Origin of the sequence: Halobacterium sp. R2-5 (assembly GCF_011734195.1) — an archaeon.
In the GTDB taxonomy this organism is placed as follows: domain Archaea; phylum Halobacteriota; class Halobacteria; order Halobacteriales; family Halobacteriaceae; genus Halobacterium.
In genome coordinates this window covers 1,104,023-1,116,857 of the sequence record NZ_JAANTH010000001.1, presented here as the reverse complement: position 1 = coordinate 1,116,857, position 12,835 = coordinate 1,104,023, and the positions used below count along the sequence as shown (strand labels likewise).

Sequence of the window (12,835 nt, the reverse complement as noted above, 5' to 3'; positions counted from 1 at the left end):
GTCCGCCCCGCCGAAAAGCGTGGTGCCGGGTTCCCGGGCGAACAGTCAGTACGCTTCGGCGAACTCCCGTGCGCGCTCGCGGATGCCCGCGTCGTCGAGGCGGACGTGCTCGCCCTCGCGGTAGAGCACCTCGCCGTCGACCATCGTGAGCGTCACGTCGTCGCCGTGGGCCGCGAACGCGAGGTGGGAGTACGGGTCGTGAATCGGCGTCGACCGCGCGTTGTCCGTCGCGAGGCCGACGATATCGGCGGTCCATCCCTCCCGGAGTTTGCCGACGGTCTCGAAGCCCGCGGCTTCCGCGCCGTTCCGGGTCGCCATCTCGAAGACGGTGCGCGCGGGAATCGCGGTCGGGTCGAGCTCCTCGACCTTCCCGAGGAGGCTGGCCTGGCGCATCTCCGTGAACGCGTCCAGCGTGTTGTTACAGGGCGGGCCGTCGTTGCCGAGCGCGACGTTGATGCCGCGGTCGAGGTAGTCGCGGACGGGCGCGACGCCGGACGCGAGCTTCATGTTCGAGGACGGGCAGTGCGTGACGTGCGTGCCCGTCTCGGCGAGCACCTCGCGCTCGGTCTCGTCGGTCCACACGCAGTGCGCGAGCACGACGTCCTCCCCCGTCAGCCCGACTTCGTCGAGCCAGTGGACGTTCCGCATCCCCGTCTCGTCCTCGACGGTCTCGATCTCGCCGCGGTTCTCGCTGGCGTGCGTGTGGATGCGCACGCCGTACTCGTCGGCGATATCCCGGCAGCCACGCAGGCACTCCTCCGTGCACGAGACGGCGAACCGAGGGGTGACGGCGTACCGGATGCGGCCGTCGCGGATGCCGTCGTACTCTTCGACGAGCCGTTCGGTCTCCGCGAGCGCGTGGTCCGTATCCTCGATGAGGCCGTCCGGGGAGTCCTTGTCCATCAGGACCTTCCCCATCAGCGCGCGCACGCCGGCGTCCGCCGCGGCCTCGAACGCCTCGTCGGCGTGCGCGACCGAGAGGTGGTCGACGGCCGTCGTCGTCCCCGACTCGATCAGTTCGAGGTACGCGAGGTCGGCGGCCGCGCGCATCTCGTCGGCGCCCATCGACGCCTCCATCGGGAGCACGTGGTCGAACAGCCAGTCCAGTAGCTCCTCGTCGTCGGCGATGCCGCGCCCGAGACTCTGCACGGAGTGGACGTGCGCGCCGACCAGCCCCGGCGCGAGCAGGTCGCACTCGACGCGCTCGTGGTCCGGGTACGCGTCCGCCAGCTCGCCGCGGTCGCCGACGGCCGCGACGCGGTCGCCCTCCACGACGACAGCCCCGTCGCTGACGACCCGCTCGGCGTCGCAGACGACCGCGTCGGCGCACAGTAGCGTCATACCGTCACCACGTACGACGCCTCCGCCCCTAACGCGTTGCGGTTCGCCCGCTCACCGCGTGCGACTCGCCGCTACGTTCAAGCCCGCAGCCCGAAACGACAGGGTATGAGTGCGCTCTCGCGCTTCCGGTCGTGGCTCGTCAGCGTGGAGTTCGCCGTCACGGCCACCGCCGTCGTCGTCGCGCTCGCCGCCGGCGGTGCGCTCGCGTTCTCGCACGTGGCGGTCGAGCGGGACGCGTTCGCCGTCGTGATGCTCGCGGGCGTCGCCGTTCCGAACGTCTACACCGACTCGTGGATGGAAACCGTCGACTCCCACCTCGCGGGCGTCGCGTGGGCGCTCGCTGCCTGCGTCGTGGTCGTCGCGTGCTACTTGCTGGTGGCGACCGCCGTTCGGTCGGTCGCCGGCGAGCCCGCCGGGACAGTCACCGGATTCGTCCTCACGTGGCTGCTGGCGCTGGTCGCGTCCCGCACCGCGACGTAGTCAGCGGCGGCTGGCCGCGTACCCGCCGAGGACGCCGCCCGCTGCGAACGCCGCGGCGACGACGAGCGCGACCGCGGCACCGACGAGTTCCGGCGCGACCGCGCCGAGATCGACGAGCGCGGGCGTCGTCGCGAGCGCGTAGTGGACGTGGTGGAAGACGCCGACCGTGTCGCCGTAGAAGAGCAACCACCAGAAGGCGACACCGAACCCGATTCCGGTGATGGTCCCGCTCGCGACGCCCGTCCGGTACGGTGCGTCGCCGGCAGCGACTGCGGCCACGAACCCGCCGACGGCGCCGATGGCGACCACGCGGAACGCGAGCGTCCCCGTGCTCGGGTGGTGGTGTGGCATCCCCGAGACGGCCGCGAGGAGCGCGGCCTGCGCGAGGACGCCGGCGGCGACGGCGAGCGCGATTCGGCGCACGGCGACGTGTAGGCGCCCGAGCGACTGAAGGCTTCCGCCCGCGGCGGCTCAGAACTCGGGTTCGCGGCCGTCGAGGAACGCGGCGACGCCCTCCTCGTGCTCGGCGGTGTCGGACAGCTGGCTCTGGAGGAGGTTCTCGTGGTCGAGGGCGTCGTCCCACTCGCGGCCGAGATTGTCGTGGAACGCCTGCCGAATCGCGCCGACAGTCCGAGTCGGCCGCGCACGTAAGACGTCGAGCAGTTCGTCGACGGCGTCGTCGAGTTCGGACTCCGGGACCGCGCGATTCACGAGCCCGAGGTCCGCGGCTTCCGCGGCGTCCACGAACTCCGCGGTGAACGCGAGGCGCTTGGCCTGACGGAGGCCGACGAGGTGCGGGAGGAGGAAGCTCCCGCCGGTGTCGGGGACGAGGCCGACGCGGACGAACGCACACGAGAAGCGGGCGTCGGGGACGGCGTACGCGAAGTCCGCGAGCGCGGCGAGCGAGAGCCCCGCGCCGACCGCGTCGCCGTCGACGCGCGCGACGAGCGGGACGCGGGACTCCATGGCGGCCTCGGTGAGGCGGCCGAACGTCGCCGCGAGGTGCTCGTAGTACTCGCGGGCGTCCAGATCCTTGTCGGCCATCGAAGCGACGTCGCCGCCCGCACAGAACGCGTCGCCCTCGCCGCGCAGCACGGCCGCGTCGTGCTCGTCGGGGTCGAGGACGTCCAGTTCGTCGGCGAGCGCGGCGGCGTCCTCGGCCGTGAGTGCGTTCTTCGCCTCGGGTCGGTCGAGCGTGAGGTACCGGACTCCGTCTCGGGTGTCTGCGCGCATGCGTGAGCCGTCACACCGACCCCCCGTAAGCGTTCGCCGGGCCGGCCGACCGCCGAATTCGGCGTCCTATCCACGCACTGTACAGTTAGGTGCAGCGACACGTGTGCTATACTCTCCGACCTGATTTAAACCCATTACTGGCCATGCCAGCGACCCAAGGCCGTCGCAGTACGACGGTTTCACGTCCACGGCTGCCCCGGCGGCAGTTCGTGGACGTGCCTCTGACACTCCCCGTCACTCGGCGAAGTGCGTTATCACATATAATAACAACCGATTGATGTATACGTGTCGGGGTCCCTGATTCGGTACGTGGGGGTCATCGCCGAATTCACGTTCCGTCACCCGGGGCTGCCGCTGATGCCGTCCCTCGAAGAGAGCGGCGTCTGCCTCGACGTCGAGCAGGCCGTCGCCGAGGACCCCGACGAGCCCGTGCTGTTCGTGTGGGCGTTCGACGGCGACCTCGACGACTTCGAGGTCGCCGTCGAGGACGACGACACAGTCGACGACGCCGCACTCGTCGAGGACGCCGGCGACCGGCGGCTCTACCGCGTGGAAATCAGCGACGCGACGCCCGTCACCCTGTACCCCATCGACGACCGCATGGAGGCCTCGCGGCTCGGCGTCACGTCGTCGGCGGACGGCGTCGACGCGCGCCTGCGCTTCCCGGACCGCGAGAGCCTCTCGACGTTCCAGCCGCGTGCCGAGGCCCGCGGCGTCGACGTCACGCTGCGCGGCGTCTACAGCGACTCCGCGCCCGTCTACGGCGACCAGAACGGGCTCTCCGCGAAGCAGCGCGAGGCGCTCGTCACCGCCGTCGAGATGGGGTACTACGACGTCCCCCGGGAGGCGTCCCTGTCCGAGGTCGCCGACGAGCTCGGCGTCTCCGCGCAGGCGGTCAGCGAGCGCCTCCGCCGCGGCGTCGCCGCGTTCGTCCGGACCGCGTTCGACCAGTAGCCGCGACCGCCGGACCGCGACGCCTTTGTACCGACGGCACCCACCGGGTGGTATGCGCGCCGAGAACTCGTTCATCCCCGCCCCCGGCGTCGGCGAGACCACGGAGCGCCGGCTCTGGCAGCACGGCGTCACCCACTGGGACGACTTCAACGCCAGCGCCCCGGGCGTCGGCGAGACGACCGCAGCGAACGTCCACTCGTTCATCGAGGACGCCCGCGCGGCGCTCGACGCCGGCGACACCCGCTTCTTCGCGGAGGCGTTCCCGAACAACGCGCTCTGGCGGCTCTACGAGAACGTCGCCGGCGACGTCGCGTTCTTCGACATCGAGACCACCGGCCTCGACAAGCGCGGAAGCGACGTGACGACGGTGAGCGTCCACCACGGCGGCAGCACGGAGACGCTCGTGCGCGGCGACGACCTCACGAGCGAGAACCTCGCGGACCTCCTGGACGCCTCGCTGGTCGTCTCGTTCAACGGGAAGCGCTTCGACCAGCCGTTCCTCGAACACAACTACGACCTCACCGTCGACACACCGCACCTCGACCTGATGTACCTCTGCCGGCGGCTCGACCTCACGGGCGGCCTGAAGCAGGTCGAGAAGGACCTCGGCGTGGACCGCGGCGGCATGGACGTCGACGGCCGCGAGGCGGTGCGGCTCTGGCACCGCTACGAGGACGGCGACGAGGCCGCCCTCGACAGGCTCGTCGAGTACAACCGCTACGACGCGCAGAACCTCCAGACGCTACTCGACACGGTCGCGGGCCGGCTCCACGAAGAAGTCTTCGAGCCGCACGCCTGACCGTCAGGACTCGCGTTTCTCCGCGTCCACGACGCTCTCGAACAGCGGCGCGACGACCGCGGCGAGGTCGTCGTCCGCGTCGACCGCGAGGTGGGCGTGACAGCGGCCGTTCGCGTCGCAGACGCGGTGCGTGACCGCGTGCAGGAACTGGACGAGGCGCTCGCGGCCCGCGGCGTCGTCCGGCCGCGGCAGGCCGTCCAGGCAGACGACTAGCCGGTCCGACGATCCCACGGGCGCGTCGAGGTTCGCGACCGCGTCCGAGACGGCGACGCCCGCGTCCGGGAGGTCGAGGCCGTCGTAGACGCCCGTGTCGTAGAGGTCGTCCGTGCTCGCGCAGCGCCGGCCGCCGTCGAGCACCGCGCGGACTCGGTACGCGCGCGGCGACCCGTCACCCGCGAGCCCGCGACAGGCGTCGTCGTGGCTAGTCTCCCCGAGAACGAGCGTCGTGCCCTCGCGCGCCCCTCCGACCGAAGGACCGGAGAGACGCGCCGCGTCACCGCTCATCGCGACCGCCTACGGAACCTCCCCGATTAATCGTTGCGGCTTCCGTCAGTCTCCGGGACTGCCTCCGCGGCGTACTCCGCGACGGCCGCGCGATCGCCGGTCAGCCCCGTCGCGACGTAGTGGGACGCGCACGCGTTCGCGAACCGGAGCGCCGGCCGCCACGGCCACTCGCAGGCCCGCGCGAACCCGAGCGCCGCGGAGAACCGGTCGCCGCCCCCCGTGAACCGGCTCACCGCGTCCACCCCGAAGTTCGGGACCGAGAGCGCGTCTCCGCGGGTCGCGGCGACCGCACGCTCTTCGCCGTGCATCACGACCGCGGCGATCCCCGCGCGCTCCCGGAGCTCGCGCGCCGCCTCCGGGACGCTTCCTTCGATGCCCGCCGCGGCCGCCAGCGACGCGAGCTCGTCGTCGTTCACGCTCAACGCGACCTCGTAGCGGTCCGCGAGGTCGCCGAGTACGTCCAAGAAGGTCGTCCGGTCGTCGGGCGTCCGGACCGCCACGCCACCGGGGTCGAGAACGAACACGCCGCCGTCGCCCGGTCCGTCGGCCGCACGGCGGAGCGCGCTGGTGGCGTTCGGGAGCGACGCCCAGTTCGTCCAGACGACGGCGTCGGCGTCCAACGCCGTCGCGCCGCCGGCCGCGGCGAGGTCGTCGTACGACCACGTGCGGATGTCCGTCGACTCCGTCGTCAGCATCATCGCGGCGTCCTCGAACTCGTAGACGTTCACGGACGCGGGCGCGCCCATCGAGTGCGCTTCGACGTCGAGCACGCCGAACACGTCGTGGTCGAGGTGGCCGTAGAGCGTGGCGTCGGCGTCGAGGGCGTGCGCCTGCATCGCCGCGTTCACCGCCTGGCCGCCGGGCTCGACACCGCGGTGTTCCGTGACGAACGAGCGCTGGCCGCTCGACAACCGCTCGACGAACGCCGCGCGGCTCTCCGGGGCGTGCTCGCGGTCGAGCACGCCGAATCGGCGGTCGACGCTGCCGTCCGGCAGCAGCGTCACCGTCGGCGAGGGCGCGTCCGCGAGCCGCGCTGCCAGGTCCATGTCTCGTGGTTCGCCCGCCGCCACTAAACGGTCGGGGCTACTCGCCGCGGATTCGCCGCGTCGCTTCGAGGAAGCCGTCCGCGTTCGACGCGTCGAGCACGGCGTCCGCGGCGGCCTTCGCGGCGTCGTCGGCGTTCGCGACGGCGTACGACTCGCCCGCGGCCTCGAACAGCTCCACGTCGTTCTCGGAGTCACCGACCGCCGCGAAGTCCCCCGGTTCGTAGCCGAGCTCTTCCGCGACCACGGCCAGCGCCGCGCCCTTGCTCGGTTCGGCGGCCTTCACGTGGTACGCGAATCCGGTGTCGACGACGCTCAGGCCGTACTCGTCGGCGAGGGCGGTGAGCACGTCCAGGGGCTGTTCGCGGTTGACCGCGAGCTCGGTCTCCCGCCAGCGGTTCACGAGGTCCGCGTCACCCCACCCGAGGTCGAAGCCCTCGTCCGCGAACGCCTCCCGGACGGCCGCCGCGGCGTCCCTGTCGCCGAGGTAGAACAGCTCGTCGTCGACGTACGCGACGCCGCCGTTCTCCGCGATGACGCGCTCCGGAACGCCGACGAACTGGCAGAGCGCGACCGGGTACGGCAGCGCCTTCCCGGTGGCGACGACGACCGGCGCGTCCCACTCCCGGAGGACGTCCAGCACGCGGCTGTCGATGGAGCGGTCCGGGCGACTCAGCGTGCCGTCGATGTCGACGGCCAGCGGCGCGACCATGCGCGAGCGCAGGCACTGCGCGCGTAAAGGCCGTGCTCTTCGCGGCAACTACGGTGCGTACGTCCCTTCGAGCAGCGCCTCGTCGAGGACGTGGCCGTCGACGGCGTCCTCGACGTCCTCGCGGCCCGCGGACTCGGGGAGGTCGAGGTCCGCGTCGAGCGCGAACAGCCTGAAACGGTACGTGTGCTCGCGGTCCGGCGGCGCCGGCCCGCCGTACCCGCGCTCCCCGAAGTCGTTCGTCCCCTCGCTGGCGCCGTCGGTGGTCGCGTCCCAGTCCTCGGGTATCTCCTCGACGCTCGCCGGGACGTTCCACGCCGTCCAGTGGTCCCAGACCTTCCCCGCCGGGTCGAGGGCGCCCGGGTCGTCCACCACGAGCGCGAGCGTCTCCGCGTCCTCGGGGACGCCCTCGATGCGCAGCGGCGGGTTCACGTTCTCGACGCCGTGACCGTACCGCTCGGGAATCCGCTCGCCGTCCGCGAACGCCGGACTCGACAGCCGGAGGCTCACGCGCGACCACTCCGTAACATGGGATAACTGTCGGCCCGACCCCACAAAAAGCTCGCCGCCGCGAGGGCGGCGAAGTCGGCGGGTATCAAAGGGGTTATTTCGGCGTTGGCTGTACGTTGTCCTGTCGACCGCGCCGTGGTAGCTCAGCTGGCCAGAGCAGTCGATTTGTAATCGACCGGTCGGGGGTTCGAATCCCCCCCACGGCTCTCCCCCGATTTTTCGCTCTCGACTCCCGCTCTCCGTTCTCGCAGCGACGCTACCGGGCGTGCTGCCGTGTGATGGCTCGCCAGAGGGATACAGAGTCGAGCGGGCGCGCTTCGACGGGTCCCGAGTTCAGTCGTCGGCGGCGGCTTCGGGCCGGTACCCGCGGCTGATGGCCTTCCACTTGCCGGTGGCGAACCGGTAGTAGTTGATGACGGCGGGCGCGACCGTCTCGCCGAAGAACGCGAGGTAGACCCCGAGGATGCCGAGACTCGTGGTCGCGCCGAGGTACACCAGGGGAATGGCGAGCCCGAACATCCCGAACACGCGGCTGTAGAACGGCCAGCGGGTGTCGCCGGTGGCGTCGAGCGCGCCCGCGACGGCGCTCGTGACGCCCTGCGGGACGATTGCCAGCGACGCCGCGTACACCATCCCGACGGCGATGGGGACGCTCCCGGAGGTGGGGTCGTCGACGAACAGCACGACGATGTCGCGGGCGAAGACGGCGACGAGCGCGGCGAACAGCGCGTACGTGGCGACGGAGAACACGACGATCTCGCGGCCGTAGGACTCCGCAGTGGTTTCGTCGCCCTGGCCGAGCTCCTGCCCGACGAGGCTGGACGCGGCGAGGCCGAATCCCCACCCGGGGGCGTTCATGATGCCCCAGATGCGCCGCGTGACGACGTACGCCGCGACCACCTCGGAGCCGAGCAGGCCGACGAACGCGAGCAGCGGGAAGCGCGCGCCCGTCCAGACGGAGTTCCGGCCGACGACGGGGAGACCGATGGTGACGACGTCCCGGCACGTCTCGCGGTCCCAGTACCGGCCCACCGGAGAGATGGTGACGGGGAACGGGCCGACGAGCGGGAGGCGGCCGCGCGTGATGCCGGCGACGAACGCCGCGACGACGACGACGTTGCTGACGACGGTGCCGAGCGCGGCGCCCGCGACGCCCCACCCGAGCACGAAGATGAACACGGCGTTCAGGCCGACGTTGACGACGGCGCCGCCCGCGCGCAGCACCATCGCGGTCCACGCGTCGTCGGCGCCGATGAGCGCGCGGCTGCCGACGAGGTTGAGCCCGGCGAACGGCACGCCGAACGCGAGCACGCGGAGGTAGTCCGCGCCGTACTGAATAGCGACCGGGTCGTTCGTCATCAGGCCGATGAGCTGCGCGGGGAAGAGGTAGAACAGCGCGGCGACGGGGAGCGTCGCGGCGAACACGAGCGCGGTGCTCGACCGGATGGCCTGCCCGAGTTCGTCGTAGGCTTCGGCGCTGAACCGCTGGGAGACGAGCGCGATGGTGCCCGCGGCGAGGCCGCCGCCGAGACTGAACGCGGCACCCCAGAACGGGCCCGCGAACCCGACGCCGGCGATGGCGGCGCTCCCGAGCGCCACGCCCACCATCGCGACGTCCGCGGCGCTCTTGGACATGCGCGCGACGCCGGTGACGATGCGCGGCCACGCGAGCTCGGACGTGCGGCGGGCGCGCTCCTCGGAGATGAGGCCGAGGCGCGCCAGCGCGAGCCCGATTTCGCGGAGCAGGCGGCTGAACGGGTTCGGGACCACGACTGGCTCGTGGTCCGGGCGGGACGGACAAAAACGCAGCCATTTCGGAACGAAACACCGGTGCGGGCCGGGCGCGAACCGGCCGCGTTACACGCGCCAGCCGCGGTCAGTGTCGTTGAGGCGCTCGCAGCCGTCGGCGGTGACGGCGACGAGGTCCTCGATGCGGACGCCGAACTCGCCGTCGAGGTAGACGCCGGGCTCGATCGAGAACACCATCCCTCCCTCCAGCGGGCGGTCGTTGCCCCCGACGACGTACGGCTCCTCGTGGACGTCGAGCCCGACGCCGTGTCCGGTGCGGTGGATGAATTCGTCGCCGTAGCCGGCGTCCTCGATGACCTCCCGCGCAGCGGCATCGACGTCCTCGGCGGGGACGCCGGGTTCGACCGCGTCGACGGCGGCCTGCTGTGCCTCGCGGACGACGTCGTGGACGCGTTCGAACGCCGCGGGCGGGTCTCCAGCGAAGACGATCGTCCGCGTCTGGTCGCTCGGGTAGCCGTCGACGCGCGTCCCGAAGTCGAAGACGACCGGGTCGCCGCGCTCGACTTCGCGGTCCGCGCGGTGGTGGTGTGGCTTCGCGCCGTTCGGGCCGCTGCCGACGATGGTCTCGAAGGACGTCCCGTCGCCGCCGTGCGCGGCGAGGCGGTCCGCGGCGAACTCCGCGAGTTCGCGCTCGGTCATCCCGATAGCGTCTGCACCGAGGTCACGGACGTCGTTCATCGCGGCGTCCGCGGCGTCGGCGGCGCTACGGAGCGCGTCCAGTTCGGCGTCGTCCTTCCGCACGCGCAGCGGCCCGAGCACCTCGTCCGCGAGCCCCCACGTCGCGTCCGGGAGCGCAGCGCGGAGGTCCTGCGTGAAGCGCGCCCACATCGTCGGGTCCACGAGCAGTTCGCCGTCGGCCATCCCGAGGTCGGCGGCGGTCTCGGCGACGAGTCCGGTGGGGTCCTCGGCGTCGCTCCAGAGCCGGACGTCCTCGACCCACGTCGCCTCGCGGAGCTGCTCGTCGTACAGCTCGGGCGCGACGAACGCCGGGTCGCCCTCCGCGGGCACGAACAGGAACAGGTGGCGCTCGCCGGGCTCCTCGCTGAACCCGCCGAGGTAGTAGCAGTTCTGGCTCGGGAACAGGACGACGCCGCCGGCGCCGCGCTCCCGGAGGCGCTGCTGGCAGCGGCGCGTGCGCTCCTCGAAGGCGCTCATGTCCGGGGGTTCGCGGGCCGGCCCCAACAGTCGTTCGGGTCCGGACTCGCGACGGTTCCGGGGTCGTGGGTCGTGGTACTCCGACCCTCGGAACTGTTATCCCGGGACGGCCCCTACGTCTGTTTGCAATGGCAAACGGTAAGGTTGATTTCTTCAACGACACGGGCGGCTACGGTTTCATTTCGACTGACGACGGCGACCTTGACGACGACGAGGACGTGTTCTTCCACATGGAGGACGTCGGTGGGCCGGACCTCGAAGAGGGCCAGGAAGTCGAGTTCGACATCGAGTCTTCCCCGAAGGGACCGCGCGCGACGAACCTCGTCCGCAACTAAGACACTCGTCAGTCGCTGACGCGACGGACGACCTGCAGTTCTCCGGAAGCTACGTCGCGTAGCCCGGGCTCTCGCGGCTGTAATTATGACCGAGTAGTTACCACTTCACTACGGATGGTTTTTCTAGTAGTGACACCGTCGTTGTCGTATGGGTATCACGGAGTCACTCGGGGACGCAGTCGCGGGGCGACCGTACCAGCTAACCGGGCTCGTGTTCGGCGCGGCGGCGGTCGCGCACTTCGCGCTGTGGGCGCAGTCGCCCGGGCAGTCGTTCGACGCGGCGGTCGCGACCGGGGACGTGAGCACGGCCGTCCCCGAAGTAGTGGCGTACGCGCAGGGCCACCCGGCGTACCTGCTGGCGTTCGTCGCCGGCGCGGTGCTGCTCGTGCGGCGGCCCTGAGCCGGACCAGTCCCGGAACGCTCTACTTGCTCGGAGGAGACGGGCGGATGTGTACCGGAGTGGTCACTACGGCGTCGCGCTGCTCGCGTACGCACCGGTGCTGTACGCGCTGACCGCTGTCGGCCGCGTCGTCGCGGCCGCGGCGGGACTGGGAATCGTGCTCGCGCTGACGCCGCTGCCCGACGCGGACCACGACGTGCCGTTAATCGACCACCGTGGCGTCACGCACACGCTGCTGTTCGCCATCGTCGTCGGCGGGGCCGTCGGGGGCGCCGCGTGGCTCGTCGCGGGGCCGTCGGGGCTCGCGCTCGCGCCCGACCGGGCAGTCGAACTCGCGGCGGGTGCGGGCGGCGCGGCGGCGTTCGCGGTCCTCGCCCACCTGCTGGCGGACGCGCTCACGCCGATGGGCGTCGCCGCGCTGTGGCCGCTGTCCGGCGAGCGGTACTCGCTCGGCCTGACGCCCGCAGACAGCACGGTCTGGAACGTCGGGCTGTTCGCCCTCGGCGTGTTCGCGACGGCCGTCGCCGCGGTGCTCGCCAGTCCTATCGCCTGATTTACATAATCGAATTTTTGCGAGCGTTTATCCGGAACGTCCGCCTACGAACGCACATGAGCGGCTCCGACACCCCACTCGACGGCGCGCCCCTCGGCCCGGACGGCGGCCTCGACGACAGCCTGCCGCCCGCGGAGGCGTTCGCGCTGCTCGGGAACGAGACCCGAATCACCATCCTCCAGGAGCTGTGGCTCGCGCCCGACCAGCCGGTCGCGTTCTCCGACCTCCGCAAGCGCGTGGGGATGCGGGACAGCGCGCAGTTCAACTACCACCTCTCGAAGCTCACCGACCACTTCGTGCGCCAGGTCGAGGGCGGCTACGAGTTCCAGTACGCCGGCGAGAAGGTCGTGCGCGCCATCCTCGCGGGGACGTTCACCGAGCGCGTCACCCTGGAGTTCCCCGTCACCGGCGAGTGCTTCGACTGCGGGGGCTCGCTGGGGGCCGCGTACGCCGACGAGCGGCTCACCGTCCACTGCGAGGACTGCGAGTCCGTGTACGGCCGGTACGCGTTCCCGCCGGGCGGGCTCCGCGACCGCACGACCGAGGAGATCGAGGCGGCGTTCGACCAGCGCGTCCGCCACCTCCACTGCCTGGCCGCCGACGGCGTCTGCCCGGAGTGCGGCGGCCGCGTCGACACCGCCGTCGTCCCGGACGACGAGGACGTGCTCGGCCTCGACGTGCGCGTCGACCACACGTGCGGGCAGTGCCAGCACACCATCTCGTCGCCTGTCGGGCTGTCGCTGCTCGACGCCTCCAGCGTGGTCGCGTTCCACGCCGAGCACGGCGTCGAACTCGACGCGCGCAAACACTGGACGCTCCCCTGGTGTGTCACCGACGAGACGACCGCGTACGACGCGGACCCGACGCGCGTGACCGTGACGATCACGCTGGGCGGCGAGGCGATGGACGTCACGCTCGACGGCGACCTCCGAATTCTCGACACGGAGCGCCGCTGCGCTGACGCCGACGACGACGCGGGGCGCGTCTCCGCCGACTGACCGAGACGAACG

General features: G+C 71.5%; 16 protein-coding genes and 1 tRNA gene. 8 read left to right on the top strand and 9 right to left on the bottom strand.

The window, feature by feature from the left end:
* Window positions 1-45: 45 nt before the first annotated feature.
* Entirely contained in the window at window positions 46-1,341 is a 1,296-nt protein-coding gene (locus G9C83_RS06060; protein WP_167245198.1) for a 5'-deoxyadenosine deaminase, read from the bottom strand.
* A 105-nt stretch (window positions 1,342-1,446) separates the two neighbouring features.
* Here G9C83_RS06060 and G9C83_RS06055 point away from each other — a divergent pair, with 105 nt between their 5' ends.
* Window positions 1,447-1,821: a hypothetical protein gene (locus G9C83_RS06055; protein ID WP_167245197.1), complete on the top strand. Its 375-nt coding sequence runs from the start codon at window positions 1,447-1,449 to the stop codon at window positions 1,819-1,821.
* On the opposite strand, the gene G9C83_RS06050 is transcribed toward G9C83_RS06055, so the two are convergent.
* Window positions 1,822-2,244: a hypothetical protein gene (locus G9C83_RS06050; RefSeq protein WP_167245196.1), complete on the bottom strand. Its 423-nt coding sequence runs from the start codon at window positions 2,242-2,244 to the stop codon at window positions 1,822-1,824. It abuts the gene before it with no gap.
* Window positions 2,245-2,292: 48 nt separating this feature from the next.
* On the bottom strand, window positions 2,293-3,054 hold the full coding sequence (locus G9C83_RS06045) for an enoyl-CoA hydratase-related protein (RefSeq protein WP_167245195.1): 762 nt from the start codon (window positions 3,052-3,054) through the stop codon (window positions 2,293-2,295).
* A gap of 309 nt (window positions 3,055-3,363) precedes the next feature.
* Between G9C83_RS06045 and G9C83_RS06040 the strand changes: the two genes are divergently transcribed.
* Window positions 3,364-4,008 carry a helix-turn-helix domain-containing protein gene (locus tag G9C83_RS06040; protein WP_167245194.1) on the top strand — a complete coding sequence of 215 codons (645 nt, stop codon included), beginning with the start codon at window positions 3,364-3,366 and terminating at the stop codon, window positions 4,006-4,008.
* 52 nt (window positions 4,009-4,060) lie between these two features.
* Window positions 4,061-4,807 (top strand): ribonuclease H-like domain-containing protein, encoded by a 747-nt coding sequence (locus G9C83_RS06035; RefSeq protein ID WP_167245193.1) that lies wholly within the window; start codon window positions 4,061-4,063, stop codon window positions 4,805-4,807.
* A gap of 3 nt (window positions 4,808-4,810) precedes the next feature.
* Here the strand turns inward: G9C83_RS06035 and G9C83_RS06030 are convergent, their stop codons facing one another.
* From G9C83_RS06030 to G9C83_RS06015, 4 genes are read right to left on the bottom strand one after another with little or no spacing between them, the layout of a single operon-like run.
* Window positions 4,811-5,311: a hypothetical protein gene (locus tag G9C83_RS06030; RefSeq protein WP_167245192.1), complete on the bottom strand. Its 501-nt coding sequence runs from the start codon at window positions 5,309-5,311 to the stop codon at window positions 4,811-4,813.
* Window positions 5,312-5,337: 26 nt separating this feature from the next.
* Window positions 5,338-6,357: a carbohydrate kinase family protein gene (locus G9C83_RS06025; protein ID WP_167245191.1), complete on the bottom strand. Its 1,020-nt coding sequence runs from the start codon at window positions 6,355-6,357 to the stop codon at window positions 5,338-5,340.
* Between the two features lie 37 nt (window positions 6,358-6,394).
* Complete coding sequence (locus tag G9C83_RS06020) at window positions 6,395-7,066, bottom strand: phosphoglycolate phosphatase (protein WP_167245190.1); 672 nt, start codon at window positions 7,064-7,066, stop codon at window positions 6,395-6,397.
* Window positions 7,067-7,114: 48 nt separating this feature from the next.
* Entirely contained in the window at window positions 7,115-7,573 is a 459-nt protein-coding gene (locus G9C83_RS06015) for a YbhB/YbcL family Raf kinase inhibitor-like protein (protein WP_167245189.1), read from the bottom strand.
* A gap of 132 nt (window positions 7,574-7,705) precedes the next feature.
* Here G9C83_RS06015 and G9C83_RS06010 point away from each other — a divergent pair.
* A tRNA-Thr gene (locus tag G9C83_RS06010) sits at window positions 7,706-7,779 on the top strand.
* 127 nt (window positions 7,780-7,906) lie between these two features.
* On the opposite strand, the gene G9C83_RS06005 is transcribed toward G9C83_RS06010, so the two are convergent.
* Together G9C83_RS06005 and G9C83_RS06000 are read right to left on the bottom strand one after the other, a co-directional pair.
* A complete protein-coding gene (locus G9C83_RS06005) occupies window positions 7,907-9,343 on the bottom strand; it encodes an MATE family efflux transporter (RefSeq protein WP_167245188.1) in 1,437 nt (478 codons plus the stop codon).
* A gap of 87 nt (window positions 9,344-9,430) precedes the next feature.
* Complete coding sequence (locus tag G9C83_RS06000; protein ID WP_167245187.1) at window positions 9,431-10,537, bottom strand: Xaa-Pro peptidase family protein; 1,107 nt, start codon at window positions 10,535-10,537, stop codon at window positions 9,431-9,433.
* Window positions 10,538-10,665: 128 nt separating this feature from the next.
* Between G9C83_RS06000 and G9C83_RS05995 the strand changes: the two genes are divergently transcribed.
* From G9C83_RS05995 to G9C83_RS05980, 4 genes are all read left to right on the top strand, one after another.
* Window positions 10,666-10,872, top strand: coding sequence for a cold shock domain-containing protein (locus G9C83_RS05995; protein ID WP_004595330.1), 207 nt, complete (start codon window positions 10,666-10,668; stop codon window positions 10,870-10,872).
* Window positions 10,873-11,020: 148 nt separating this feature from the next.
* Window positions 11,021-11,272: a hypothetical protein gene (locus G9C83_RS05990; protein ID WP_167245186.1), complete on the top strand. Its 252-nt coding sequence runs from the start codon at window positions 11,021-11,023 to the stop codon at window positions 11,270-11,272.
* A 49-nt stretch (window positions 11,273-11,321) separates the two neighbouring features.
* The gene (locus G9C83_RS05985; RefSeq protein ID WP_167245185.1) at window positions 11,322-11,825 is read left to right on the top strand and encodes a metal-dependent hydrolase; all 504 of its coding nucleotides are present in this window, start codon (window positions 11,322-11,324) and stop codon (window positions 11,823-11,825) included.
* Between the two features lie 56 nt (window positions 11,826-11,881).
* The gene (locus G9C83_RS05980; RefSeq protein ID WP_167245184.1) at window positions 11,882-12,823 is read left to right on the top strand and encodes a helix-turn-helix domain-containing protein; all 942 of its coding nucleotides are present in this window, start codon (window positions 11,882-11,884) and stop codon (window positions 12,821-12,823) included.
* Window positions 12,824-12,835 lie beyond the last annotated feature (12 nt).